Origin of the sequence: Sphingomicrobium clamense (assembly GCF_019264355.1) — a bacterium.
Classification (GTDB): Bacteria; Pseudomonadota; Alphaproteobacteria; order Sphingomonadales; family Sphingomonadaceae; genus Sphingomicrobium; species Sphingomicrobium clamense.
This window is the reverse complement of sequence record NZ_JAHVAH010000001.1, coordinates 1,293,389-1,317,884: the sequence shown is the minus strand read 5'-3', so window position 1 is coordinate 1,317,884 and position 24,496 is coordinate 1,293,389. Positions and strand designations below refer to the sequence as shown.

The following is a 24,496-nucleotide window of genomic DNA, read 5'->3' as shown; positions in this document are numbered from 1 at the left end:
ATGTGACTTGGCTTTGCGCCAGCAGGCTTCGATGGACGCACCCACCCCTCCCGTACGTCGTGAAACCAGCACCCGCGAGATCGTCGCGCTGCTTGCCGCGTTTATGGCGATCAATGCCTTCGCGCTCGACGCGATGCTGCCCGCGCTGCCCGCGATCGGCGACGATCTGGGCGCGCTGGTCGACAATCAGCGGCAATGGGTGATCGTCGCCTACACGTTCGGCTTCGGCTTCAGCCAGATGCTCTGGGGCCCGCTTGCCGACCGCTTCGGGCGCAAGCCGGTAATGGCATGGGGGGTCGCGCTCTACTTCCTGTTCGCCATGGCCTGCGCACTGGCGCGCGACTTCGACGTGCTGGTCGCCAGTCGCTTCATGATGGGCGCGGCGGGCGCGGTCAGCCGCGTGCTGGTCATCGCCATCGTCCGCGACCTGTTCGAGAAGGAAGAGATGGCACGGGTCATGAGCCTCACCTTCATGGTGTTCATGGTCGTGCCGGTCATCGCGCCCACGGTCGGCATCGCGATCCTGCAGGTCGGCAGCTGGCGCTGGATCTTCGCTTTCCTCGGCCTGTGGGGGCTGTTCGTCCTTTTGTGGGGACAGGTCCGGTTACCTGAAACGCTCCACCCCGAATGGCGCCGCGCGCTCGATGCCGGGGCGATCTGGCGCGCGAGCAAGCGGGCGATGAAAGACCGTCTGTCGATGGGCTACACGCTTGCCCTCACCTTCGTCTTCTCGGTGTTGATCGGCTACCTCGCCTCGATCCAGCAAATTCTCGGTCAGGTGTTCGAACGGCCCGAAGCGCTCGGTTGGGTTTTTGCCGCGATCGCGGCGCCGATGGGCGTTGCCAGCTGGGGAAACAGCCGCATCGTTACTCGCTTCGGGCTGCGCCGGGTCGGGCATACAGGCATCCTCGTCTTTGCCGTTTCGTCGGTCGCGCATCTGGGATGGCACGTCGCGTTCGGGTCGACGCTGACCTCGTTCATCGCCTTCATGGCGGTGACGCTGACGGCGTTTGCCTTCAGCGCCGCCAATTTCGGGACGCTGGCGATGACCAACATGGCCCCGATCGCGGGTACCGCCAGCTCGGTGCAGGGGACCATCGGCACCATCGGCGGCGCGAGCATCGGCGCACTGATCGGGCAGGCCTATGACGGAAGCGTGCTGCCCTTCATCGCCGCCAGCGCGGCGTGCGGTATGGTGGCGCTGGCCATCGTCCTGGTGACCGAACGCGGGAGGCTGTTCCACACGCCGCCCGAAGAGCAGGACGAAGCGAGCGCCTGAATGCAAAAAGGGCGGCCCGCGTCCGGACCGCCCTTTGATGTTAAATGCGTCAAGTGGACTTGGCGCTACGCCGTCAGGCGTCTTCGGGCTCGGGCCCGGTCATCATCGCTTCTTCGACTTCCTCGGTCTTACCGCGGATCGCATCTTCGATCTGCTGCGCGATCTCGGGATTTTCCTTGAGGAACGTCTTGGCGTTCTCGCGTCCCTGGCCGATTCGGGTCGAGTCGTAGCTGAACCAGCTGCCCGACTTCTCCACGAGGCCGGCCTTGACGCCGAGATCGAGGATTTCGCCCATCTTCGAGACGCCTTCGCCATACATGATGTCGAATTCGACTTGGCGGAACGGCGGGGCGACCTTGTTCTTCACGACCTTCACGCGGGTTGCGTTGCCGACGATCTCGTCGCGATCCTTGATCGCGCCCGTGCGGCGGATGTCGAGGCGGACCGAGGCGTAGAATTTGAGCGCGTTACCGCCGGTCGTGGTTTCGGGATTGCCGTACATCACGCCAATCTTCATGCGCACCTGGTTGATGAAGATGACCGTGGTCTTGGACCGGTTGATCGAGCCGGTCAGCTTGCGCAGCGCCTGGCTCATCAGGCGGGCCTGGAGACCGACATGGCTGTCGCCCATCTCGCCCTCGATTTCCGCGCGCGGCACCAGCGCCGCGACCGAGTCGACCACCAGCACATCGACCGCGTTGGAACGGACCAGCGTATCGGTAATTTCGAGCGCCTGCTCGCCCGTGTCGGGCTGCGACACGATCAGTTCGTCAATGTCGACGCCCAGCTTCTTGGCGTAGACGGGATCGAGCGCATGCTCGGCGTCGACGAAGGCAGCGGTGCCGCCTTCCTTCTGCGCCTCGGCGATAGCGTGGAGCGCGAGCGTGGTCTTGCCCGAGCTTTCGGGGCCGTAAATCTCGATCACGCGGCCGCGCGGCAGGCCGCCGACGCCCAGCGCCATGTCGAGCCCGAGGCTCCCGGTGGAAATGGCTTCGACCTCGATCTTCTCGCGGCTGCCCAGCTTCATGGCCGAGCCCTTGCCGAACGCCCGGTCGATCTGGGCTAGCGCGGCGTCCAATGCCTTCTGGCGATCACTATTCACTTTGTCTCCGTCCGACTTCACGACTTTCAACTGCGCTGCCATCTTCTGTCCCCTTTCGTCAATCAAAGGCTTCGTCGAAAGCCTCCCGAGCTGATGCGTATGTACCGCATCTGTTCTCGTAGAACAAGTAGGGAACGAAAAAAGTTTCTAGGCGGTCGCCAGCACTTCTTCGACCAGCGGTTTCACCCGCCCGATCGTATAGGGTTTGGCGAGCATCGGCGCATTGGCGAAATCGGACGGAGGCGCATCGACATGCCCTCCGCTCGCAAGCAGGAACGGCACGCCACGCTCGCGCAGTTTCTCGGCCGCGGGCCACACGCTTTCGCCCTGCAAATTAACGTCGAGCACGGCGAGATCGAACCCGCCGCCTTCGACCGCGGCCAGCGCCTCGGCGAGCGTCTCGCACGTCGCGTGCACGACGTAGCCCAGCGATTCGAGAAAATCCTCGAGCATCATCGCGATTAGCGGTTCGTCTTCGACGATCAGGATACGCTCACCGGCCATGCGAACTCCTTACGCATGCGGTCCGGTCTCGCCAACCCTATTCGTCACCATCCTTTGCTAAGACGCTCCTCACCTTCTCGGCCAGTTCCTGGACCGAGAAAGGCTTGGGCAGGAAGTCGACCTGGTCGATGTCGATCGATTTCCTGAGCTGCTCTTCGGCGTATCCCGACATGAAGAGGATCGGCATGCCCGGCCGCGTTTCGCGCGCCTTGCGACCCATGGTCGGGCCATCCATCAGCGGCATAACGACGTCGGAAACAAGCAGCACGATCTCCTCGCCCTTGTCGATGATCTCGAGCGCCTCTTCGCCATTGGTCGCGGTAAGCACTTCGTAGCCGTGACGCGTGAGCGCGCGCTGCGCCACGGTGCGCACCATCGGCTCGTCCTCGACCAGCAGGATAGTGCCCGAGCCCCACAATTCGCTATCCTCGTCAGGCGCCTTGATCGCGCGCTGCTTGGCTTCCTGCTCGCCCACTTCGTGCACGGGGAGGTAGATGACGAACTCCGTCCCCTCGCCGACCTTGCTGTCGGCAAAGATGAAGCCACCCGACTGCTTGACGATGCCGTAAACGGTCGACAGGCCGAGCCCGGTGCCCTTGCCGACCTCCTTGGTGGTGAAGAAAGGCTCGAAAATCTTACCCAGCACCGAGGGCGGGATGCCCGATCCGGTGTCGGCGATCGACAGGCAGCTATAGTCCGCCACCGGCAGGATCTCGCTGCCGATATCGGCGACCTGGTCGGCGCGCACGGCATAGGTCTGGATGGTCAGCGTCCCGCCGCCTTTCTCCGCCATTGCGTCGCGCGCGTTGACCGAGAGGTTGACGATGACCTGTTCGAGCTGCCCCGGGTCGGCCCGAACCGCCCCCAGTTCGCGCCCATGCTTGACCTTGAGCTCGACCGTCTCGCCCAGCAGGCGCTTCAGGAGATGCGACACTTCGCTGACCACGTCGGGCAGCTGCAGCGTTTGGGGCCGCAACGTCTGCTGGCGCGAGAAGGCCAGCAGCTGTCGGGTCAGGCCGGCAGCGCGATTGGCGTTCGACTTGATCTGCTGGATATCGTCATAATCGCTGTCGCCGGGCGTGTGCCGCATCAGCATCAGGTCGCAATGACCCAGGATCGCGGTCAGGATATTGTTGAAATCGTGCGCGACGCCGCCCGCGAGCTGGCCGACCGCCTGCATCTTGGTCGCCTGCGCGATCTGGCGCTTGAGCTTGGCTTCCTCGCTATTGTCCTTGAGCAGCAGCAGCACCGCCGCATCGCCGATCCCGCGCAGCCCCGCCACGGTCAGCGCGACCGGCTCTTTGGGCTGGCTCGACAGGCGCACCGCGAGGTCGGCGCTCATCGAGGGACCGCGCACATGGCGCCGCACCGCATCGGCCACGGCGCCCTTGTCTTCTTTGACGACGAGATCGCCGGGATAGCTCGGCGCGCCTTCCTCGCCTATCCCCGCGGCCGTCCGAAACGCGCCGTTCATGGTCAGGAAGCGTCCGTCGCGATCGACCAAGGCGAGACCGAGCGGCAACATTTCGAGCAGGACCTGCACGTTGTCGCTGGTCGCAAGCCCTGCCTGCTCGCCGCCCTCGAACATCAGGAGCGTGCCCGCCCCGCCATCCTGGCTGGGATCGATCGGCACATGGACAGCGCGCAATTGCGACCCGTTCTCGCCCTCGGCATTGAGGCGGATCAGCCCGTCTTCGGTTGTGCTGACGAGGTCGGAAAAGCGGGGGCGCTTGCGCGGGCGCTCGCCCACCGCACGCACCGAAAATGGCTTGTTGGCCGCCAGCAAGTATCCGCGATCGTCGACCAGGGCTGCCAGCACACCGGCATTGGCGAGCCGCGAGCCCGTCGCGCCGGCAATGCGCTTGGCAGCCACTTGCAGAAGGTCGGGCTTGGTCGCGCCGCGCACGTGCAGCAGCAGCATCGGCGCACCGTCACCTACGCGGCGGATGACGAGGTCGAGCGGCGGTCCGTCGCCGCCGACCCGCTGCGCCACCGCCTCGCCTTCGCGCAGCGCCTTGTCGCGGGCGCGGACGAATTTCTCGCGCGCCTTTTCGTCCTCGACGATGTCGAACGCATTGGCATCGCTGCCGAAACGCTTACGCCACGCCGGGTTGAGCGAGACCGCGCGCCCTTCGCCATCGGTCAGCGCCGCGGCATCGTCGGTCAACGCCATCGTCGCCGCCACAACCACCAGGTCGGGCGGCGCGCCGAGGGTCAGCGGGAGCACTTCGGCACTCGACGGCGCGAAGCCGTCATCGTCGCGCCGGTCGATCCACCACGCGATGCCCATCACGAGCAACAGGAAGGCGACGAAGCCGAGCGCAATCAGCGGCTTGCCCGCCGCCAACAGCAACACCGCTCCCGAAAGCACCGCCGCCGCGGTCAGCCCCGGCACCAGCCAGCGCGACCCTTCGTCTTCGGGCAGAGCTTCGAGAAGCGGTGTATGCCGTTCGAGCATTGAGGCTCCCTACCAGACGGTGACGCGCTCTTCGGGCGGGAGATACATCGCATCGTCCGCGTCCACGCTGAAGGCATCGTACCACGCATCCATGTTGCGCACGACCCAGGTCCGCTGGATCGAGGGCGAATGGCTGTCGGTCTTGAGCCGGTTCTTGAGTTCTTCGTCGCGATAGTTGCGGCGCCAGACCTGCGCCCAACCGAGGAAGAAGCGCTGGTCGCCGGTCAGCCCGTCGAGCACCGGCGCTTCCTCGCCGCCCAGCGACGCCCTGTAGGCATCGTAAGCGATCGAGAGTCCCGCGAGGTCGCCGATATTCTCACCCAAAGTGAATTCACCGTCGACATATTCGCCGGGGAAGATCTCGTAGGTGTTGTACTGCTCGATCAGCGCTTTGCCGCGTGCTTCGAAATTGGCGTAATCCTCTTCGGTCCACCAATTGTTGAGGTTGCCATTGCTGTCATACTTGGCGCCCTGGTCGTCGAAGTGGTGGCTGATTTCGTGGCCGATCACCGCGCCGATGCCACCATAATTGTAGGCCGCGTCTGCGTTGGGGTCGAAGAAAGGCGCCTGCAGGATCGAGGCGGGGAAGACGATCTCCATCATGCCGAAGTTCGCGTAGGCGTTGACCGTCATCGGCGCCATGCCCCAGCGCCAGCGCTGGATTGGACCGCCGAGGCGGTTGACGCTGTCCCAATGTCCCCACTCGTTGGCGCGCACCGCATTGCCGAACGCGTCGCCCTCGACCATCGTCAGCCCGTCATAGTCCATCCACTTGTCGGGATAGCCGATCTTGACCGTGAAGCGGTTGAGCTTGTCGATCGCCTGCGCCTTGGTCGGCTCGGCCATCCAGTCGGCGGTGAGGATGCGGTCGCGCATCGCGACGACGACATTGTCGACCAGCTTCTGCATCTCGGCCTTGGTCTCGGCGGGGAAGTAGCGCTCGGCATAAACCTTGCCCAGATCGTCGCGCAGGTTACCCGAGACGAAGCTGACGCCGCGCTTCCAGCGCTCGCGCTGCGACGGCTGACCGGTCAGCACGCTCTGAAAGGCAAAGACGGTGTCGTCGACTTCGGTCGGCAGCACCGACGAGTAGCCGGTGATCGCCGACAGGCGCGCCTTGTCCTTGAGCACCTGGAGATCGGCCTCGGCGGCCAGCTTGACGCCTGCAGCGATCGAATCCGGCGTGCCGATGTTGAGCTCGTCGACCGACTTGCCCGGCATGTTGACCGCGACATAGGTGTCCCAGTCGAATTCGGGCGCCAGCGCCTTCAGCTCGGCGAAGCTCGAAAGGTTGTAGGTCGCCTCGCTGTCGGACAGCTTGTTGCGGTCCCAGTGGATCTTGGCGAGCTCGGTTTCGAAAGCGAGCATGGCCTCGGCGCGTGCGCGCGCATTGTCTTCGCCAATCATCGTCAGCAGCTTCGCGCCCGTGTCGACCAGCGCTTCGCGAACCTTGGCGAAACGCTCATTCTCGAGGTCGAGATAATAGTCGCGATCGGGAAGGCTCGTGCCGCTCTGGTAGACGCTGGTCAGGTAGCGCTCGGAATTGCCGCGATCCTGCCCGACGAATACGCCGAACGGCTTGCCGCCGATACCGATAATGTCGAGCTCGGCCATGACGCGCGCATAGTCGTCGAAGCTTTCGATCGCGTCGATCTTGTCGAGGATCGGCTGGATCGGGGCGAGGCCCTTGGCGTCGATCGTGTCGGTGTCGACATAGGCGCGGTAGGCGATGCCCACGCGGCTCGACGGATCGGCGATCATCTCGTCGATGATCCCTTGCGTGCGTTCTTCCGACAGGTCGGAGAGCGCGGTGAACATGCCGTAATTGGTCTTGTCGTCGGGGATCTCGGTATTCGCCGCCCAGACGCCGTTGGCGTAGGCATAGAAGTCGTCGCCGGCATCGACGCTGCTGTCCATACCGGCGATATCGAACCCGTAATTGCCCAGCTCCGCCTGCCCTGCCGGATCGTCGGACAACTGCTCGACCACCTCATTTTCCGTTTCAATCTCGGCCGTCGTTGCGGTCGCGCTGTCATAGGTGGTGGCGCAGGCACTTAGCGCAGTGCCGGCAAGTAGGACGGGAAGGAAACGGGTCATCGAAAGCTCCTTGAAATTCTAAACGATATTGTCGCTTGCCGGACGTTGACGCCATTTGCGCGCCACCCACAAGCGCCATCCGACCAACGACAGGAAATAGGCCACCCAAGCCGAGATGAAGGCGATGATGAAGAGGCCGACGATCATCGACGGCGCGGCCGCCGAATAGAGCCAGTCGATCCAGCGCTGCACGCTCGCCTCTTCACCGAACAGGTCCATGAAGGCGGCAAAGTCGGTCGGAAAACCGAGCATCCCGCCAACCTCGAGCGCGGCGACGAGGAAGAACGGCGTGGTGAAGGGGTTGGAGATCCAGGTGATCGCGGCCGCCACCGGGATGTTGGCGCGTAGCGGGATAGACATCATCGTCGCGCCGATCATCTGCAGCCCCGGGATCATCAGGAAGATGCCGATGAACGTACCCGCCCAGATGGCGCGCGGGACGCTGCGCCGCGTGAAGCGCCAATATTCCGAGGCCAGGATATATTTGCGCACCGGACGCAGCCAGCGGCTTTCGGCCAGCTCATGGCGCGTGGGAGAGTTGCGATGAACCCATTTCAGGAACTTCTTATCCATGGTTACGCAACAACCGTCCCTGCTCCCGCTTCCAGTCGCGTTCCTTGATCGCTGCCCGCTTGTCGTGCGCCTTTTTGCCCTTGGCCAGCGCAATCTCGAGCTTGGCGCGTCCGTCGCCGTTGAAATACATCGATAGCGGCACGATCGTCAGGCCCTGCCGCCCGACCGCGCCGAACAGCTTGTTGATCTCGCGTGCGTGTAGCAGCAGCCGGCGACGGCGGCGCGGGTCGTGATTGAGCCGATTGCCGTGCGAATATTCGGGGACATGCGCGTTGATCAGCCAGACCTCGCCATCCTCGACCGCGACATAGCTTTCGGCGATATTCGCCTCGCCATTGCGGAGTGATTTTACCTCGGTGCCACGCAGCTCGATCCCGGCCTCGAAACGCTCCTCGACCGCATACTCGTAGAAAGCCCGCCGATTGTCGGCGACGATCTTGACCTTGTTGAAGGCCTTGCTCATCCAGCTAGCCCCGCAGTCGCCATCGCGGCATCGACCGCCTTCTTCGCCGCATCCGACGGCTCGGTCAGCGGTAGGCGCACTTCGGTCGAAAAGCCGGGACGCACCTTCGAGAGCGCATATTTCGCAGGCCCCGGTGACGCGTCGGCGAACATCGCAAGATGCAGCGCGTAGAGCCGCCCTTGCAGGTCACGCGCCCGGTCCCAATCGCCATCGCGCATGGCAGCCTGCAACTGCGAACACAAGTTGGGCGCGACGTTTGCCGTGACCGAAATGCACCCAACGCCGCCCGAAATGTTGAACCCGAGCGCGGTTGGATCGTCGCCCGACAGTTGGATGAATTCCTCGCCGCACGCCGTGCGCTGTTCGGTGACGCGTCCGACATTGCCGGTCGCGTCCTTGATCGCGACGACCTTCTCGTGCCTTGCAATCTCCGCCAGCGCGGGGGTCTGCAGGTCCACCACGGTCCGGCCCGGCACGTTATAGACGACGATCGGGATCGGCGATGCGTCAGCGACTGCCGCATAATGCGCGACAAGGCCCGCCTGGCTCGGCTTGTTGTAATAGGGCACGACGCATAGCGCGGCATCGGCACCGACATCGCCCGCCGCCTTGGTCGCTTCGATCACCGAAGCCGTATTATACCCGCCGCATCCCGCGATGACGGGAACACGGCCGTTAGAGACCTCGACCGTCGCCGCGATGACCTGGCGCTGCTCCGCGCTCGACAGGGTCGCCACTTCGCCGGTCGTCCCGCACGGAACCAGCCCGTTCGAGCCCTCGTCGATTTGCCACTCGACAAAATCGCGGAATGCGGCTTCATCGACCTCACCGTCCTTGAACGGGGTTACCAGGGCCGGAATCGAGCCGAAAAACATGAATTCATCCCTCTCATGGAACACTTCAGCGATTGAACCGTCGCCAAGTGGTATCGTTCAGCGCCTGATAAGGACCAGTTGCATAGGATGTCCAGCATGAGACGCGCCCTCACTACCGCCACCATCTTGCTGCTGTCTTCGACGGCAGTCTCCTCGCAAGTCACGCCTGCGCCCACTAGCAGTACAGCCGCTAGCCAGCAGGTCGTCAACGTCCGTCCGCCCGACGCCCGTGTCATCGACCGGGCGATCGCCGACTGGCGCGTGTGGACGCAGATGCGGACCATTTCCGATCCGGTGCGCGCAGCGCAGTTCGCGCTCGCTTATCCCGACTGGCCCGGCATCTATAACGAGAATGGCGGAGACAGCTTGCGTCTGCGGACCGAGCGCGCGTTCACGACCTCGACCCCGCCGCGTCTCGTCACCGATTTCTTCAAGATCCGCGCGCCCCAGACCGCAAACGGTTGGGCCGTGTTGGCGCGCGCCTATCGCACCGAGGGACGCGAAAGCGAGGCGCTGTCCGCCGCGCGCAACGCCTGGGCGCATCCCGATCTCGACGGCAACGCCTATAACGACGTCCGTCAGCTATTCGGAAACCAGCTGACCTCGGCCGACCATGACAAGCGCATCGACGCCCTACTGTTCCAGAAGGAAGTCTCGCGAGCCGAAGGGCTCATCCCCCTGGCCTCGCCCGCGCGCCGTGCCGTATTCGAAGCCCGTGTCGCACTCCAGCGCCGCGATGCGTCGCGCTACAACGCCGTCAGCAACCGCGTGACCAGCGATGCCGGCCTCATGATGGACCGCGCGCGCTACCTGCGCTCGACAGGTCAGAACATGGCCGCGCAGTCGTTGCTGGCGCAGGAACATCGCTTCGAAATCCTGCCGACCGATCTCGACAAGTGGTACGAAATGCTCCTGCTCGCGGCTAACGAGGCGGCAGATCGCGGGGCGTGGACCACTGCTTTCAACATCTCGCGACAGCTGGACGATGCCTACCCGCTGGGCACCGATCTCAAGCTCCAGCCTTATGGCGTGCGCGACAAGTTCACCTCGCTCGCCTGGCTCGCCGGGCGAACCGCGATGGACAAGCTCGACCGCAAGGACTGGGCCGCCAAGATGTTCGACGCCTATTCGCAGGGCGGTCGATCGCTCCAGGTCGAATCGAAGGGGCTCTATTGGGCCGGCCGCGCACTTGCCGAAGCTGGACAGCCGCAACGCGCCAATGCCTATTTCGAGCGCGCCGCCGCTTATCCCGACCTCTTTTATGGCCAGCTCGCGCTAGAGCGACTGGGCCGCGAGATCCCGGTGCCGCCGAGCGCGCCCATCGCCACGGTCTCGCCCGAGGCGCGCCAGGCCTTCTACACGCGCCCGATCGTCGCCGCGCTGCCGCGCCTGGTCAACGATCGCGACACCGCGACCAAGTTCGTTCGCGCCATGTCGGAATCGCTCGATTCGCGTGACGAGCGCCTGCTCGCCTTCGAACTGGGCCGCCGCATCGACCGGCCCGACATCGGCGTCTGGATCGCCCGCTCGGCGCGCAACGCCGGCACGCCCTTTTACTATCGCGAAGCCTTCCCGGTGCACCCGGCGGGCGTGCGCGGGGGCGAAATCTGGTCGGTCGCACACGGCATTACGCGCCAGGAAAGCTCGTTCGACCGCTCGGTCGTCAGCCACGCCAACGCGCACGGGATGATGCAGATCATCCCCTCGACCGGCCGCGAATGGGCGCGCAAGGTCGGCCTGCCCTACAGCACCGCGCGCCTGACGCAGGACCCGACTTACAACGTCACCATCGGCACTGCCTATATCGACTGGCTGATCCGCTACTGGGACGGCAACGTCCCGCTGGCGGCGGCAAGCTATAATGGCGGCATGGGCAATGTGCAGAAGTGGGTGAACCGCTACGGCGACCCGCGCACGAACAACGTCGACACGCTCGAGTGGATCGAGCAGATCCCGTTCGGCGAAACCCGCGGTTACGTCCAGCGCGTGGTGGAAAATGCGGCGGTCTACGACCGGCTCAACCCGTATGTCCCGCGCTACGGCCCGGTCCACGTCTCGCGCCATCTCGGCAAGTCCAACCGCCCCGGCTGATGAGCGTCAGCAAGCGGCCGCGCTACATCACGCCTGACGGCTTCGCGGCGATCCGCAAGGAATATGACGAGTTGTTAGGCGACGAACGCCCCAAGCTGGTCGAAGTGATCAGCTGGGCAGCCGGCAATGGCGACCGCTCTGAAAATGGCGACTATATCTACGGGCGCAAGAAGTTGCGCGAGATCGACCGCCGCATCGGCTATCTTTCGAAGGTCATGAAGGACGCCAAGGTCGTCGATCCGGCCAGGTGCGAGCGGCGCGACGAAGTGCGCTTCGGCGCCACCGTTACGCTTGTCGATGAGGATGATACGCAACGCGTTATCACCATCGTCGGCGACGATGAGACCGACGCCGGACAGGGCCGCGTCGGCTGGTCCGCACCGATCGCGCGCGCCTTTATCGGCACCCGCGTCGGAGACGAGCGCGGCGTCCGCCTGCCCTCGGGCGAGAAATTTTACGAAGTGATCGACATCACCTACCCGTCGGCCTGACGCCGCCCCCGCTCCTTGCGACAGCGCTCGGAGCAATATTTTACCTCGTCCCAGACCTTCGCCCATTTCTTTCGCCATGCGAACGGGCGCCCGCAGGTCGCGCAGTCCTTGGTCGGGAGGTCGCGCTTCTTGCGCACGGGGTCAGCGCGACGCGCTGGAGGGGAAGTCGACGACGTTATCCTCTGCGCGCGGGGGCTCCCCCGGCAGGGCTTTCTCCAGCGTGTCGGCGATGGCGGTCAGCGCCGCGATGCGCGATCCGCGCTTGTCGTTGCCGTCGATCAGCAGCCACGGCGCCCAGCGCGTATCGGTCTGGCGGAACAGCGCGTTCCACCGTTCGCGATAGGCCGCGCGCTCGTCGCCCGAGAGGTTATCGTCGGTCGTCAGCAAGGCTTTCCACGGATCCGAACGACGCTCGGCAAGGCGGTCGGCCTGCACTTCCTCGGTCACGTCGAAGAACATCTTGATGACCATCGTGTCGTGATCGCCCTGCTGCGCCTCGAACTCGTTCACCTCGTCGCAGCGGCGCGCAAAACGGTCCTCGTCGACCTGCCCCGCGACACTCGCATCGACCAGTTGGCGGTGCCAGCTATGCAGGAAAAGCGACGTGTTGCCGCCGCTCGGCAGCTTGGTCCAGAAGGGCGCGAGCCAGTGGCGGTCGCGGTCGAACTCGTCATCAGCCTCGATATGGTGCGTGGCGACGAAGCATGGGTCCAGGGCGCCCACGAGCCGCTTCAGCGTGGCGCGGAGCCCCGAGCCTTCCCAACCTTCGAAGATCACGAGTGCGCGACGGCGATAGACAAGCTGCGCGCGTTGCAGGCGCGCCAACCGGGTCTGCAGCGCAAACAGCTCTGCTTCATAATCGCCCGTGAACGGCGCCCCCCGTCCGGCCTCGGTTAATTCGATCGGCACAAGGCGGAATTAACCGCCTGTCGCCAATTGCGCTAGCCCTTTGGCACGAAAGGGCTTTGGTTCGCGATTAGCTGTTGCAGACTTGCCGCAGAATGTTGATCTACAGCAATCTTCGTTAATAGTGTCAGTTCTTTTCGACGACCTCGGCCGGATTGACCTTCGCCTTGGGCGGCTCGACCACCTTGAGGCTCAGCTCCTTGAGCTGCTGAGCGGTCACCGGCGACGGCGCGTTCATCATCAGGTCTTCGGCCTTCTGGTTCATCGGGAAGAGGATGACTTCGCGAATATTCGGTTCGTCGGCGAGCAGCATGACGATGCGGTCGACGCCCGGGGCCGAGCCACCGTGCGGCGGCGCGCCGAACTTGAACGCCCCGATCATGCCGGGGAAGTTGCTGTCGACCTCGTCCTTGGAATAGCCGGCAATTTCGAACGCCTTGTACATGATGTCCGGACGGTGGTTCCGGATCGCGCCCGAGGAGAGTTCGACGCCGTTGCAGACAATGTCATACTGCCAGGCGAGGATGTCGAGCGGGTCCTTGGTCTCCAGCGCTTCCATCTCGCCCTGCGGCATCGAGAAGGGATTGTGCGAGAAGTCGATCTTGCCCGTATCCTCGTCCAGTTCGAACATCGGGAAATCGACGATCCAGCAAAACTTAAATTCGCCTTCCTCGATCAGATCGAGCTTTTCGGCGACGCGGGTGCGGGCCGCGCCGGCGAGCTTGGCGGCCTCGCCTTCCTTGCCGGCAGCGAAGAACAGGCCGTCATCGGGTCCGAGGCCCAGTTCGTCGGCCAGCTTGTCCATCTTCTCGGGACCATGGTTCTTGGCGATGGGACCGCCCCACTCGCCGCCCTTGCGGGTGGCATAGCCGAGGCCGGCATAGCCTTCGCCGCGCGCCCAATCGTTCATCTCGTCGAAGAATTTGCGGCTCTTTTCCGCGGTCCCCGGCGCGGGGATCGCGCGTACCACGCCGCCGCCATCGACGATCTTGGCGAACAGGCCGAAGCCCGAGCCCTCGAAATGGCTGCCGACATCGGAAATGATGATCGGATTGCGCAGGTCGGGCTTGTCCGACCCGTATTTGAGCATCGCTTCCTTGTAGGGGATGCGCGGGAATTCACCCGCGGGCGTCACCTTGCGGCCGTTGGCGAATTCCTCGAACAGGCCGGCGAGCACGGGCTCGATCGCGTTGAACACGTCGTCCTGCGTCACGAAGCTCATCTCGAAGTCGAGCTGGTAGAATTCACCGGGGCTGCGGTCGGCACGCGCGTCTTCGTCGCGGAAGCAGGGTGCGATCTGGAAATATTTGTCGAAGCCCGCGACCATCATCAGCTGCTTGAACATCTGCGGCGCCTGCGGGAGCGCGTAGAATTTGCCCGGGTGCACGCGGCTCGGCACCAGGTAATCGCGCGCACCTTCGGGCGACGATGCGGTCAGGATCGGCGTCTGGAATTCGGTGAAGCCCTGCTCGATCATGCGCTTGCGGATCGAGGCGATGACCGCCGAACGCAGCATGATATTGTCGTGCATCGTCTTGCGACGAAGATCGAGGTAGCGATAGCGGAGGCGGATTTCTTCCGGATAGTCCTGCTCGCCCGCGACCGGCATGGGGAGCTCGGCAGCTTCCGACTGCACGTTCACCGACCGAGCGAACACTTCGATTTCGCCGGTTGGCAGGTTGGCGTTGGTGGTCCCTTCGGCGCGCGCCTTCACCTCGCCGTCGATCGTCACCACGCTCTCGACGCGCAGCTTCTCGAAGATCGGCAGTGCCGGGCTGTCTTCGTCGGCGACGATCTGGGTGATGCCGAAATGGTCGCGCAGGTCGACGAACAGCACGCCGCCATGGTCGCGCTTGCGATGGATCCAGCCCGACAGGCGAACGGTATCGCCGATATTGTCCTTGGTCAGCGCTGCGCAATGATGGCTACGATAGGCGTGCATGATGGAAAAACCCGTGTGCTTGAATATGTTGTGCGGAAGAAAAATTCGTGCGGGCGCGCTTTCAGGACGCGAAGCCCCTTTGTCAAGGCGATGAAACGCGCTAGGGCGCCCCTCACATGAAAATTCATCCGTTAATTACGAAAACCGACGAACTCGAAGCATTATGCGAACGGCTGGCAACCAAGGAATGGGTTGCCGTCGATACCGAGTTCATGCGCGAAAACACCTATTGGCCCGAGCTGTGCCTTGTACAGATCGCGAGCGACGAGGAAGCCGCGGCGGTCGATCCGCTCGCAGACGGCATCGATCTCGAACCCTTGCTCGACTTGCTGGTTGAAAACCGTGAAGTCCTCAAGATCTTCCATGCCGGCGGGCAGGATCTCGAAATCTTCCACAACCTGACCGACAAGGTCCCGGCCCCGCTATTCGACACGCAGATCGCGGCGATGGCCTTGGGATATGGTGAACAGGTCGGCTACGCCAACCTCGTGCAGGCAGTGCTCGGCATCACGCTCGACAAGGGCGCGCGTTTCACCGACTGGTCGCGCCGCCCGCTTGACAAGCGCCAGCTTGACTATGCGATCGCCGACGTCACCCACCTGATCGAGATTTTCCCGCAATTGCTGGAAAAACTACAAGCGACGGGGCGCGGTGCCTGGCTCGACGAAGAAATGGCGCGGCTTGCCGATCCGTCGAGCTTCGCCTTCGAGCCCGAAGACGCGTGGAAACGCCTGAAGCAGCCTTCGCGAAATCCCGCCGTGCTCGGTCGCCTCAAGGCCATCGCCGCGTGGCGCGAGGTCGAAGCGCGCGGCAAGAATTTGCCCCGCGGTCGCATCGTCAAGGACGATACGCTGGGCGAACTCGCCTCGCACCCGCCCAAGCGGCAGGAGGATCTCGTCAAGGTCCGCGGCCTGTCGAAGGGCTGGCGCGACAATGATATCGGCGCACGCCTGATGGAGGCGATCGAGAATGCCGAGCCGCTCTCGCCCGACGAAATGCCCAAGAAAAAGCCGCGTCGTCCCGGCCTGACCAAGGACGCGGCGCTGGTCAGCGACTTGCTCAAATTGCTGCTCAAGATCCGCTCGAAGGAAGCCGGTGTCGCGCCCCGCCTAATCGCGCGCGCCTCGGATCTCGAGATGCTGGCCGCCGGGGTGCGCGAGGATCTCGACATCCTCTCGGGCTGGCGGTTCGAGGAGTTCGGGCGCGATGCGCTCGACCTCGTGGAGGGCCGCTTGGCCTTCGCGACCGAAGATGGCAAACTCAAGATGAGCCGGATCGAAGCCTGATAGGAGACCCGACATGCGTATCGTGATGCTGACTGCCCTGCCCCTCGTCCTGACCGCCTGCATGGCGAATGTCGGCACCGACGGTCGCCCGGTCTACGCCAATGTCGGCAAGGAAGAACCCCGCGTGCGCGGCGGTGACGGCGGGGTCTGCAACCAGGACGCGCTGATGGCCGCCGACGGCTTCGTCGGCCGCACCGCCAGCACCGAACTCGCAGGCGAGATGATGCAGCTTTCGGGCGCCACCAAATTCCAGTGGGTGCCCAAGGACAGCGCAGTGACGATGGACTATCGCCCCGACCGCCTGCGCGTGCAGCTCGACGAAAACAACGTCATCACCAGCCACACGTGCGGCTGATCAGTCGAGCCTGAGGTCCGCCTCCATCCCCATCGCGTCGGCCAGCTGGTGGTGACGCTTCTCGACCGCTGGCGAGTAGAGCGCCTCGCGCCGCTTCGCGAGCGACATCACGATCTTCCCGTCTTCGAGTGACAGCTCCGACTTGCGCAGCGGCTTGGCCGTTCCCGCAGAAAAACGCTGCGCCAGGCGGATCGCGCGCCCCCAATGATGCGCGCGCTCGGCATCGCCGTCCTTCATCAGCGCGTCGTAAGGGCTCGGCGTCGACGGATCGCCCCCGAAGGCGATAAACAATGCGCGCCCGAGGATCGCCCGCCCCCGCGCGTTGATCCCGACCCAATTGCCGTGCGTCGCCAGGTCCAGCGCACGCTCCGCCCGGAAATCGGGATGCGCATTCCAGGCGATGTCCGCGAGCAAGCACGCCGCCCGCCGCAATCGCGCCAGCTTGGCCGGGTCTCCCGGGAAGAGCGGCGCGATCCAGCGGTCGAGCAGCGCGCCATGGTCGCCGAACCGCCCCAATTTGTGCCCGATCTCGAACGCCGCCGCCATCAGCGGGTCCTGCCCCCGCACCCGCTCGTCGAGATCGGCGTAGAGCAGCCCTTCGCGCAGCCCGTAGGCCGACACGATCACCTTCTTCGGCTCGAGCACTTCAATCAGCGTCTCGAGGATCGCGATGGCGGCCGGCAAGTGCGGAATCCGCTGGTTCGAGACCCGGTCATATTCCTTGATCTCGCGCTTCTTGGACACCTCGACATAGTCGCCCAGCGGCCCGAGCTGGTCGGCATGCAGGCGATATTCGTGCGCGATCGGGAGCGGATGTTCGATCAGCTCCATCTCCAGCTGCGCCAGCGCACGGAACGAACCGCCGACCAGGTACAGCGTATTCCCCTTCGCCGCAGAGTGCAGCCTCGTGCCCGCAATCCCCGCCTCGATGTCGGCAAGCAACTTCTCACGATCGGGTTCCGGTCCGACCTTGAGCACCCCCAGCGGCATGCTCACCCCCTCGCCCACCGCGCCGCGCGCGACGCCGGCCAGTTCGAGGCTGCCACCGCCCAGATCGGCCACGACCCCCTTCGCCCAGGGAATGCCCGACAACACGCCGCGCGCCGCCATCGTCGCTTCCTCGACCCCCGACAGGATGCGCGGCTTGAGCCCCAGCTTGCGCACCTGCCTGAGGAATTCGTCGCCATTGGGCGCATCGCGCACTGCCGCCGTCGCAACCGCGCGCACGCGGATCAGCCCCATTTCCTTGATGATCGGGCGAAAGCGTTTGAGCGTGTCGAGCGCGGCGGCCATCGCTTCCTCGGACAATTCGCCATCCTCGCCCGTCGTCCGGCCGAGCCCCGCCATCACTTTCTCGTTGTAGAGCGCGCTCGGTACCCGCTCCGAACCAGCATAAGCGACGAGACGCACCGAGTTGGAGCCGATGTCGATGATGCCGACCGGACCGAAATTTGGTGCCCTGCCCATCAGCCGCCGCGCTGCACCAGCTTGAGCTTGGGCACCGCCTTGCCCGCCAGCGCCTGACCGCGCCCCGACAGCGAAGGGTTGTTCATGAAATATTGGTGCAGGTTGAAGCGCCGCTTGCCCGGTTCGAGCCGGTAATAATAGCCGTCCCCGTCGAGCATCCAGCTCTGCTCGTTGTCGATCAGGTTGGCGATCATCACCTGGTCGAGCACCTGCGCGTGCACCGTTGGATTCTCGACCGGGATCATATATTCGACCCGCCGATCGAGATTGCGCGGCATCCAGTCGGCCGACGAGATGAACACCTTCGCTCCGCGATGCGGCAGCCGCTCGCCATTGGCGAACACGAATACGCGCGCATGTTCGAGGAATCGGCCGACGACCGATTTCACCCGGATATTCTCCGACAGGCCCGCGATCCCCGGGCGAAGGCAGCAAATCCCGCGCACCACAAGGTCGATCGACACCCCCTGCTGGCTGGCGAGGTAGAGGCGGTCGATGATCTTGCTGTCCACCAGGCTGTTCATCTTCGCCCAGATCGCCGAGGGCTTGCCCTCCTTGGCATTGGCGATCTCCGCATCGATCAGCCGATTGAGCTTCTGTCGCATATTGACCGGCGACAGCGAGATCAGCTCGAGCTTCTTGGGCTCGACATAGCCGGTGACGAAATTGAACAGCTTGTTCGCGTCCCGCGCGGCGCGCGTCGAGGCCGTGAAGAAGCTGAGGTCGGTATAGATGCGCGCCGTCGTCGGGTGATAATTGCCGGTGCCGAAATGGCAGTATGTGCGCATGCGCCCGCCTTCGCGGCGGACCACCATCGACACTTTCGCGTGGGTCTTCCAGTCGATGAAGCCGTAGACCACCTGCACGCCCGCGCGTTCGAGCCGGTTGGACCAGAACAAATTCTGCTCCTCGTCGAACCGCGCTTTCAACTCGACCACCGCCGTCACCGACTTGCCGTTTTCCGCCGCGGTGACCAGCGCGTCGATAATCTCCGACTGCTTGCCCGCGCGGTACAACGTCTGCTTGATCGCGACGACATCGGGATCGTTGGCGGCCTGGCGCAGGAAGGCGACCACAACCTCGAAACTCTCATAGGGATGATGGACCACGAAATCCTTGGCGCGGATCGCCGCGAAGGCGTCGCCGCCATATTCGACGATCCGTTCGGGAAAGCGCGGGCTGTACGGCTCGAACTTCAATTCGGGCAGGTCGATGTCGACGATCTGCGACAGGTCGGCAATCCCGATCAGCCCCGAACTCTCGACGGTCAGCGCCTCGTGCGCCTCGAGCCCGTCGACGACCTGCGCGATCAGCTCGTCGGGCATGTCGGTCGACAGTTCGAGCCGGATCACGCGCCCGCGACGGCGGCGAAGGATGGCCGAGCGGAAGTGGCGCACCAGGTCCTCGGCTTCTTCCTCGATCTCGATATCGCTGTCGCGCAGCACGCGGAACACGCCCGCGCTGATCGTCTCGAACCCGGGAAAGAGCCGGTCGAAAAAGGCGCGGATGACCGACTCGATGCGGATCACGCGGACCGTTCCGTTGTCGCGCGGCAACTCTAGATAACGCGGCAGGCTCGGCGGGATCAGCAACAGTTCGACGACCCGCTCGGCCTTCTTCTCGTGTTTCAGGTCGAAGACGAGACCCAGCACGCCGTTGGGCACGAACGGGAAAGGGTGCGCGGGATCGATCGCCTGCGGCGTGAGCACGGGCATGATCTCGCTCTCGAACTTGTGGCCGAGCCATTCTCGCTCGTCGTCGGTCAGCTCCTCGCCCGAAACCACGGTCAGCCCCTGTTCGGCGAGAGCTTCGCGCAATTCGATCCAGCGTGCCTGCTGCTCGGTGCCCAGTTCGTCGGCTTCCTTGGCGATGGCGTCGAGCTGCTGGCCTGGAGTCATCCCATCGGTCGATCGCCCCTCGACCAGGCGCAGCTGCTGGCCCTTGAGGCCGGCGACGCGCACCATGAAGAATTCGTCGAGGTTGGAGCCGGAGATGGAGAGGAAGCGCAACCGTTCTAGCACGGGGTGCGCGGGATTGTGCGATTCGTCGAGCACGCGGCGATTGAAGGCCAGCCACGACAGCTCGCGGTTGAAGAAGCGCGACGGACCCCGCTTTGCGATCGACTTGAGGGTCACGCCGCCCATCTCACTCCTGCTCCTCGACCAGTCCCAGCGCGCGACGCGCCGTGGGGATGGTGAGCCGCGAATGTGAAGCCAGCGCTTCACGATCGATCGTGTCGACGATCCGCTCCGCATTCCAGTAGCTGCGCTCGACCCGCGCCGCGATGTAGCGCGCCACTTCCAGGGGAAGATGTTGCCCGCGATCCGCGAAATGCAGCGTCAGCAATTGCTCGAACAGCGCATCGTCGGGCTCTTCGATCCGCGCGATCGGGGTGACGGCAAGCCGCGTGCGCAGGTCGGGCAGTTCCTGCTGCCAGTTGGGGGGCGCTTCGTCGGCTACCATCACCAGCGGCAACCCCGTCTCCTGCGCTTCGTTCCAGGCGTGGAAAAGATCCTCTTCGTCGTGCCGCTCGGCATCGTCGAACAGGCGCCCGCCAGTCTTCTGCGCAAAAATTCGGCCGAGCAGGCTGCGGCCCGACCGGCGCGGACCGGTCACGATTACCGCCTTGACCGGCCACATAGGCCAGCGTTCGAGCACGTCGAGCGCTTCGGCATTGCCGTCTCCGGCGATGAAGCGCGAGCGATCTTCCCCCTGCGGGAAATCGAGGGGCAAGGCGATTTGGGGTGCGGGCTTCATTGGCCCTGCGGGGTCGGCGGCGGCAGCTCGATCTGGGTCACGGGCGCGCTGGGCGGCGGCCCGTCATTGCGCCGCGACATGGTCAGCGTTCCGCCGGCATAGGCCGCATTCCAACCGCGTGCGTAAAGCGCACGGCGCAAGGCATCGACGTCGCCGCGATAGGTGATCGTCACCGTCGACACACCGCCAATGGCAAGGCTGTTCTCGACCACCGCCTCGATACCCGGCACCGAGCGCAAGCCGTCGAGCCCGTCGGAAAGCGCGGCGCCGTCGGTCGAAATCAGCCGAACGCGATACATGGAGAGCGGAGCCTCGGCGACTTCCTCGACCACCGGGCGCGCGCGGCGGATGATCAGCGCGCGGTCGCCGCGCAGGTCGCCCCGCCGGAACGCGCGCTCGTAAATTTCGTCCATCCGCGCAACCGCCCGTTCCATCATCGCGGGCAACGCCTCACTGTCGGGCGCGGTCATCTCGAACCGGCCCAGCACTTCGCGGTCGCGCCCGGCGCGTGCGACGAAGCGCGCTCGTGCCGGTCCGCCGGGATAGGCACGGTGGAGCGTGACTTCGGCGATCAGGATATTGGCGGCCTGGTAATAGTCGGCAACGCCGCGCCACCAGCGCGCGTCCGGACGACGGGTGACTGCTGCGTTGACCAGCAGCGGGTCGACGCCGAGGCCCGAGGGCCGGACATAATCGATTTGGCTTTCCGACGTGCGGAACTGTGCCCACGCCCGCTGCCACGGATTGCGCGTCTCGACCGAGGTCACCGTGCCGCCGCTCACCGTCAGCGGGATAAGCAGCATTGGGGGCGAGCGACGGCCCACGCTCGACTGGCCCACCAGCGATCCCGCCCGCGCGCGATCGAACAGCACGCCAAGTGTCGCGCGATAGCGGGTCGGACCGATCTGCTCGTTCTCGATCACGATCGCTGAGACCATCGAGTTGAGCGTCGCATCGTTGAGCCGTGGCGCCTGCGATTGCGGACGGCCCTTGTTGCGCGCCCATAGCTTGGCGAACCCTTCGCGCTGCGCGATCTGCCAGCCCGCATAGCGCGCGGCTTCGGCGCTCTCCGCTTCGACATCGACTTCGATACCGGTGATTTCCAGCAGGCCTTCGCTGTCGATGGGCAGAATACCACGGTCGCCGTCGGCCATTTGCGCCGAGGCGGAAAGCGACAGCATCGCGCCGACGTGAATCGCGGCAATCAGGGGAAAGAGCATGCGCGTCATGGTTTCGAACCCGCTTTTGGCGTTTCTTCGGTGGAAATCCAAGCGCGTTGTGACTAGCAAGCCAGACATGACCAAGGATCAGGGCCTCACCTATGCCGATGCCGGCGTGTCGATCGATACCGGCAATGCGCTGGTGAAGGCGATCGGACCGCTCGCCAAGTCGACTGCGCGCCCCGGTGCCAACGCCGAACTGGGCGGCTTCGGAGGCTTCTTCGACCTCAAGGCCGCGGGTTATGACGATCCGTTGCTCGTCGCTGCCAATGACGGGGTCGGGACCAAGCTCAAGCTTGCCATCGACCTGGGCAAGCATGACACGGTCGGCATCGACCTCGTCGCGATGTGCGTCAACGACCTCATCGTACAGGGCGCCGAGCCGCTCTTCTTTCTCGACTATTACGCCACTGGAAAACTCGACAATGCGGTCGCGACCGATGTGGTCAAAGGCATTGCCGAGGGCTGCAAGCAGGCCGGCTGCGCGCTGATCGGCGGCGAAACCGCTGAGATGCCGGGCATGTACGCCGAGGACGATTACGACCTCGCGGGCTTTTGCGTAGGCGCCGTCGATCGCGCCAAGGTGCTGACCGGCGATGCGGTCGCGCCCGGCGACCTGCTCGTCGGCCTGGCCAGCTCGGGCGTCCATTCCAACGGCTTCTCGCTCGTCCGCCGCATCATTGACCATGCCGGCTGGACGCTCGCCGATACGCTCGAGGACGGGCGCACGCTCGGCGAGGCGCTGCTCGAACCGACCCGCATCTACGTCAAGCCGCTGCTCCCCCTCGTCCAGTCGGGCAAGGTCAAGGCGCTGAGCCACATTACCGGCGGCGGACTGCTCGAAAATCTCCCCCGCGTCCTCCCCGACGGCGCCCGCGCCATCGTCGACGTCAGCGACATGGAACTCCCGGCCCTCTTCGCCAAGCTGCGCGAAGGCGGCAATGTCGCCAACGAGGAGATGGTCCGCACCTTCAACTGCGGCATCGGCATGGTGTTGGTCATTTCCAACACCGACCTCGATCAGGTAACCGACGCTCTGACCGCCGCCGGCGAAACCCCGACGGTCATCGGCCGCATCGAGCAAGGCGCCAAGGGCTGCACCGTCATCGGCGACGGCTGGTCGGCGAGCCATGACGGCTAGGCGCACCCGCCTCGCCATCCTGATTTCCGGACGCGGGTCGAACATGGCCGCGCTGATCTATGCATCGAGGGCGGAAGACTGCCCCTACGAGCCAGCGCTAGTTACGGGCAACAAGCCCGATGCGCCGGGCCTTGCTCTGGCGCATGCCGAGGGCGTCACGACCGCAAAGCTTGACGGCAAAGCCAAGGATTTCTGGACGCAGCTGGACGAGACACTGCGCGCGCACGAGGTCGAAATGGTCGCGCTCGCCGGCTTCATGCGCATCATCCCCGACGATTTTCTCGCCAAATGGGAAGGCCGGATCGTCAACATCCACCCGTCCCTGCTCCCCAAATATAAAGGCGTCGGCACGCACAAGGCGGCGATCGACGCCGGCGACAAGGTGACCGGCGCGACCGTGCATCTCGTCATTCCCGAACTCGATTCCGGCGAAGTGCTGGGCCAGGTCGAGGTTGCAATCGTCGAGGGCGATACGCCCGAAACGCTGGCCGATCGTGTGCTGATCGCCGAGCACCAACTCTACCCGCGCGTGCTCAGCGACTATCTCGGGCGCGCGCTCGATCCCGACTGGATCACGGAGGAAGTTGGCAGGCGCGCGTTGGCGCTACCCGAGACGATGTTCAAGACAAGCCACGGTGCTCCCGCCTGGCGCGTCGGCAGCAAAAGCACGGGCAAGCTTTTCGCGATCATGTGGGTCCGCCACCATGGCGAAGACCATGTCGGCCTCCTGGTCAAATGTAGCGGGCAGGAGGAAATGGCGGGCCTGATCGAAGCCGACCCCGACCTCTATTTCCGTCCCCAATATTATGGACCGTCCAACTGGATCGGCATCCGCCTCGATCGCCCCGATACCGATTGGGACCATGTCGAGCACTGGCTCCAGCGCAGCTGGATCGAATGCGCGCCGGCGCGAGTGGCTAAGCTGCATAAGGTGGCCGCGGAGTTCTAATGAAAAGGGCGCCCGTTTCCGGACGCCCTCGGTTGGTCGATATCGACCCGATTAGCCGCCAATCGTCGGCAAAACTGTCTCCCAGACAGTTTTATCCAACGATTTCGTCTTCATCGAAGAAGAAGTCGATTTCGATCTTGGCGTTCTCGTCGCTGTCCGAACCGTGGACCGTGTTTTCGCCGATCGAGAGTGCATATTCCTTGCGGATCGTGCCTTCGTCGGCTTCGGCCGGGTTGGTCGCACCCATGATGTTGCGGTTGCGCTTCACAGCGTCTTCGCCTTCGAGCACCTGCACGACGACCGGTTCGCTCATCATGAACTCGACCAATTCACCGAAGAAGGGGCGTTCCTTGTGGACCGCGTAGAAGCCTTCGGCCTGTTCGCGGGTCATGTGGATGCGCTTGGAGGCGACGACGCGAAGGCCGGCTTCCTCAAGCTTCTTGGTGACCGCGCCGGTCAGGTTGCGACGGGTGGCGTCGGGCTTGATGATCGAGAAGGTGCGGGTGACCGCCATGATGGATGCTCCTGTGGGGGGTTTGG

General features: G+C 64.4%; 22 protein-coding genes. 7 read left to right on the top strand and 15 right to left on the bottom strand.

Going from position 1 to position 24,496, the window contains the following annotated elements:
* The first annotated feature begins 31 nt into the window (after positions 1-31).
* Positions 32-1,279 carry a multidrug effflux MFS transporter gene (locus KTQ36_RS06810; protein WP_218632950.1) on the top strand — a complete coding sequence of 416 codons (1,248 nt, stop codon included), beginning with the start codon at positions 32-34 and terminating at the stop codon, positions 1,277-1,279.
* A gap of 73 nt (positions 1,280-1,352) precedes the next feature.
* Here KTQ36_RS06810 and recA read toward each other — a convergent pair whose 3' ends face one another.
* The 7 genes from recA to dapA form a co-directional block, all read right to left on the bottom strand.
* Positions 1,353-2,423: a recombinase RecA gene (gene recA / locus KTQ36_RS06805; RefSeq protein ID WP_218632949.1), complete on the bottom strand. Its 1,071-nt coding sequence runs from the start codon at positions 2,421-2,423 to the stop codon at positions 1,353-1,355.
* 105 nt (positions 2,424-2,528) lie between these two features.
* The gene (locus tag KTQ36_RS06800; RefSeq protein ID WP_218632948.1) at positions 2,529-2,885 is read right to left on the bottom strand and encodes a response regulator; all 357 of its coding nucleotides are present in this window, start codon (positions 2,883-2,885) and stop codon (positions 2,529-2,531) included.
* Positions 2,886-2,922: 37 nt separating this feature from the next.
* On the bottom strand, positions 2,923-5,343 hold the full coding sequence (locus KTQ36_RS06795; RefSeq protein ID WP_218632947.1) for a hybrid sensor histidine kinase/response regulator: 2,421 nt from the start codon (positions 5,341-5,343) through the stop codon (positions 2,923-2,925).
* A gap of 9 nt (positions 5,344-5,352) precedes the next feature.
* Positions 5,353-7,440: a M13 family metallopeptidase gene (locus tag KTQ36_RS06790; protein WP_218632946.1), complete on the bottom strand. Its 2,088-nt coding sequence runs from the start codon at positions 7,438-7,440 to the stop codon at positions 5,353-5,355.
* An 18-nt stretch (positions 7,441-7,458) separates the two neighbouring features.
* Positions 7,459-8,013, bottom strand: coding sequence for a DUF2062 domain-containing protein (locus KTQ36_RS06785; RefSeq protein WP_218632945.1), 555 nt, complete (start codon positions 8,011-8,013; stop codon positions 7,459-7,461).
* Positions 8,006-8,476, bottom strand: a complete 471-nt coding sequence (gene smpB, locus KTQ36_RS06780) for an SsrA-binding protein SmpB (protein ID WP_218632944.1) — start codon at positions 8,474-8,476, stop codon at positions 8,006-8,008. The genes KTQ36_RS06785 and smpB overlap by 8 nt, the downstream gene beginning before the upstream one ends.
* Positions 8,473-9,351 (bottom strand): 4-hydroxy-tetrahydrodipicolinate synthase, encoded by an 879-nt coding sequence (gene dapA / locus KTQ36_RS06775; protein ID WP_218632943.1) that lies wholly within the window; start codon positions 9,349-9,351, stop codon positions 8,473-8,475. Before dapA ends, smpB begins: the two co-directional genes overlap by 4 nt.
* 96 nt (positions 9,352-9,447) lie before the next feature.
* Between dapA and KTQ36_RS06770 the strand changes: the two genes are divergently transcribed.
* Positions 9,448-11,442 (top strand): lytic transglycosylase domain-containing protein, encoded by a 1,995-nt coding sequence (locus KTQ36_RS06770; protein ID WP_218632942.1) that lies wholly within the window; start codon positions 9,448-9,450, stop codon positions 11,440-11,442.
* Complete coding sequence (greB, locus tag KTQ36_RS06765; RefSeq protein WP_218632941.1) at positions 11,442-11,933, top strand: transcription elongation factor GreB; 492 nt, start codon at positions 11,442-11,444, stop codon at positions 11,931-11,933. The genes KTQ36_RS06770 and greB overlap by 1 nt, the downstream gene beginning before the upstream one ends.
* Here greB and KTQ36_RS06760 read toward each other — a convergent pair.
* From KTQ36_RS06760 to aspS, 3 genes are all read right to left on the bottom strand, one after another.
* Entirely contained in the window at positions 11,918-12,070 is a 153-nt protein-coding gene (locus tag KTQ36_RS06760; protein WP_218632940.1) for a DUF2256 domain-containing protein, read from the bottom strand. The two genes, greB and KTQ36_RS06760, sit on opposite strands and share 16 nt — an antisense overlap.
* Positions 12,071-12,074: 4 nt before the next feature.
* Positions 12,075-12,842 (bottom strand): polyphosphate kinase 2 family protein, encoded by a 768-nt coding sequence (locus KTQ36_RS06755; protein WP_218632939.1) that lies wholly within the window; start codon positions 12,840-12,842, stop codon positions 12,075-12,077.
* A gap of 124 nt (positions 12,843-12,966) precedes the next feature.
* Positions 12,967-14,781 carry an aspartate--tRNA ligase gene (gene aspS / locus KTQ36_RS06750; protein WP_218632938.1) on the bottom strand — a complete coding sequence of 605 codons (1,815 nt, stop codon included), beginning with the start codon at positions 14,779-14,781 and terminating at the stop codon, positions 12,967-12,969.
* Between the two features lie 116 nt (positions 14,782-14,897).
* On the opposite strand from aspS, the gene rnd reads away from it, so the two are divergent.
* Together rnd and KTQ36_RS06740 are read left to right on the top strand one after the other, a co-directional pair.
* Positions 14,898-16,067, top strand: a complete 1,170-nt coding sequence (gene rnd / locus KTQ36_RS06745; RefSeq protein ID WP_218632937.1) for a ribonuclease D — start codon at positions 14,898-14,900, stop codon at positions 16,065-16,067.
* Between the two features lie 13 nt (positions 16,068-16,080).
* Complete coding sequence (locus KTQ36_RS06740) at positions 16,081-16,422, top strand: I78 family peptidase inhibitor (protein WP_218632936.1); 342 nt, start codon at positions 16,081-16,083, stop codon at positions 16,420-16,422.
* Here the strand turns inward: KTQ36_RS06740 and KTQ36_RS06735 are convergent, their stop codons facing one another.
* From KTQ36_RS06735 to KTQ36_RS06720, 4 genes are read right to left on the bottom strand one after another with little or no spacing between them, the layout of a single operon-like run.
* Positions 16,423-17,889, bottom strand: a complete 1,467-nt coding sequence (locus KTQ36_RS06735; RefSeq protein ID WP_218632935.1) for a Ppx/GppA phosphatase family protein — start codon at positions 17,887-17,889, stop codon at positions 16,423-16,425.
* Entirely contained in the window at positions 17,889-20,033 is a 2,145-nt protein-coding gene (locus tag KTQ36_RS06730) for an RNA degradosome polyphosphate kinase (protein WP_218632934.1), read from the bottom strand. Before KTQ36_RS06730 ends, KTQ36_RS06735 begins: the two co-directional genes overlap by 1 nt.
* Position 20,034: 1 nt before the next feature.
* Positions 20,035-20,646: an HdaA/DnaA family protein gene (locus tag KTQ36_RS06725; RefSeq protein ID WP_218632933.1), complete on the bottom strand. Its 612-nt coding sequence runs from the start codon at positions 20,644-20,646 to the stop codon at positions 20,035-20,037.
* Positions 20,643-21,875: a heavy-metal-associated domain-containing protein gene (locus KTQ36_RS06720; RefSeq protein WP_218632932.1), complete on the bottom strand. Its 1,233-nt coding sequence runs from the start codon at positions 21,873-21,875 to the stop codon at positions 20,643-20,645. Before KTQ36_RS06720 ends, KTQ36_RS06725 begins: the two co-directional genes overlap by 4 nt.
* A 67-nt stretch (positions 21,876-21,942) precedes the next feature.
* On the opposite strand from KTQ36_RS06720, the gene purM reads away from it, so the two are divergent.
* Both purM and purN read left to right on the top strand, forming a co-directional pair.
* Positions 21,943-23,007 (top strand): phosphoribosylformylglycinamidine cyclo-ligase, encoded by a 1,065-nt coding sequence (gene purM, locus KTQ36_RS06715; RefSeq protein ID WP_218632931.1) that lies wholly within the window; start codon positions 21,943-21,945, stop codon positions 23,005-23,007.
* Positions 22,997-23,956, top strand: coding sequence for a phosphoribosylglycinamide formyltransferase (gene purN / locus KTQ36_RS06710; protein ID WP_218632930.1), 960 nt, complete (start codon positions 22,997-22,999; stop codon positions 23,954-23,956). Before purM ends, purN begins: the two co-directional genes overlap by 11 nt.
* A gap of 91 nt (positions 23,957-24,047) precedes the next feature.
* Here purN and ndk read toward each other — a convergent pair whose 3' ends face one another.
* Positions 24,048-24,470 (bottom strand): nucleoside-diphosphate kinase, encoded by a 423-nt coding sequence (ndk, locus tag KTQ36_RS06705; RefSeq protein ID WP_218632929.1) that lies wholly within the window; start codon positions 24,468-24,470, stop codon positions 24,048-24,050.
* Between the last annotated feature and the right edge of the window lie 26 nt (positions 24,471-24,496).

Bases quoted from the DNA above. Each gene is read 5' to 3' on its own strand.
- KTQ36_RS06810 (WP_218632950.1), top strand. From the start codon at position 32: ATGGACGCACCCACCCCTCCCGTACGTCGTGAAACCAGCACCCGCGAG.
- recA (WP_218632949.1), bottom strand. From the start codon at position 2,423: ATGGCAGCGCAGTTGAAAGTCGTGAAGTCGGACGGAGACAAAGTGAAT.
- KTQ36_RS06800 (WP_218632948.1), bottom strand. From the start codon at position 2,885: ATGGCCGGTGAGCGTATCCTGATCGTCGAAGACGAACCGCTAATCGCG.
- KTQ36_RS06795 (WP_218632947.1), bottom strand. From the start codon at position 5,343: ATGCTCGAACGGCATACACCGCTTCTCGAAGCTCTGCCCGAAGACGAA.
- KTQ36_RS06790 (WP_218632946.1), bottom strand. From the start codon at position 7,440: ATGACCCGTTTCCTTCCCGTCCTACTTGCCGGCACTGCGCTAAGTGCC.
- KTQ36_RS06785 (WP_218632945.1), bottom strand. From the start codon at position 8,013: ATGGATAAGAAGTTCCTGAAATGGGTTCATCGCAACTCTCCCACGCGC.
- smpB (WP_218632944.1), bottom strand. From the start codon at position 8,476: ATGAGCAAGGCCTTCAACAAGGTCAAGATCGTCGCCGACAATCGGCGG.
- dapA (WP_218632943.1), bottom strand. From the start codon at position 9,351: ATGTTTTTCGGCTCGATTCCGGCCCTGGTAACCCCGTTCAAGGACGGT.
- KTQ36_RS06770 (WP_218632942.1), top strand. From the start codon at position 9,448: ATGAGACGCGCCCTCACTACCGCCACCATCTTGCTGCTGTCTTCGACG.
- greB (WP_218632941.1), top strand. From the start codon at position 11,442: ATGAGCGTCAGCAAGCGGCCGCGCTACATCACGCCTGACGGCTTCGCG.
- aspS (WP_218632938.1), bottom strand. From the start codon at position 14,781: ATGCACGCCTATCGTAGCCATCATTGCGCAGCGCTGACCAAGGACAAT.
- rnd (WP_218632937.1), top strand. From the start codon at position 14,898: ATGAAAATTCATCCGTTAATTACGAAAACCGACGAACTCGAAGCATTA.
- KTQ36_RS06740 (WP_218632936.1), top strand. From the start codon at position 16,081: ATGCGTATCGTGATGCTGACTGCCCTGCCCCTCGTCCTGACCGCCTGC.
- KTQ36_RS06735 (WP_218632935.1), bottom strand. From the start codon at position 17,889: ATGGGCAGGGCACCAAATTTCGGTCCGGTCGGCATCATCGACATCGGC.
- KTQ36_RS06730 (WP_218632934.1), bottom strand. From the start codon at position 20,033: ATGGGCGGCGTGACCCTCAAGTCGATCGCAAAGCGGGGTCCGTCGCGC.
- KTQ36_RS06725 (WP_218632933.1), bottom strand. From the start codon at position 20,646: ATGAAGCCCGCACCCCAAATCGCCTTGCCCCTCGATTTCCCGCAGGGG.
- KTQ36_RS06720 (WP_218632932.1), bottom strand. From the start codon at position 21,875: ATGACGCGCATGCTCTTTCCCCTGATTGCCGCGATTCACGTCGGCGCG.
- purM (WP_218632931.1), top strand. From the start codon at position 21,943: ATGACCAAGGATCAGGGCCTCACCTATGCCGATGCCGGCGTGTCGATC.
- purN (WP_218632930.1), top strand. From the start codon at position 22,997: ATGACGGCTAGGCGCACCCGCCTCGCCATCCTGATTTCCGGACGCGGG.
- ndk (WP_218632929.1), bottom strand. From the start codon at position 24,470: ATGGCGGTCACCCGCACCTTCTCGATCATCAAGCCCGACGCCACCCGT.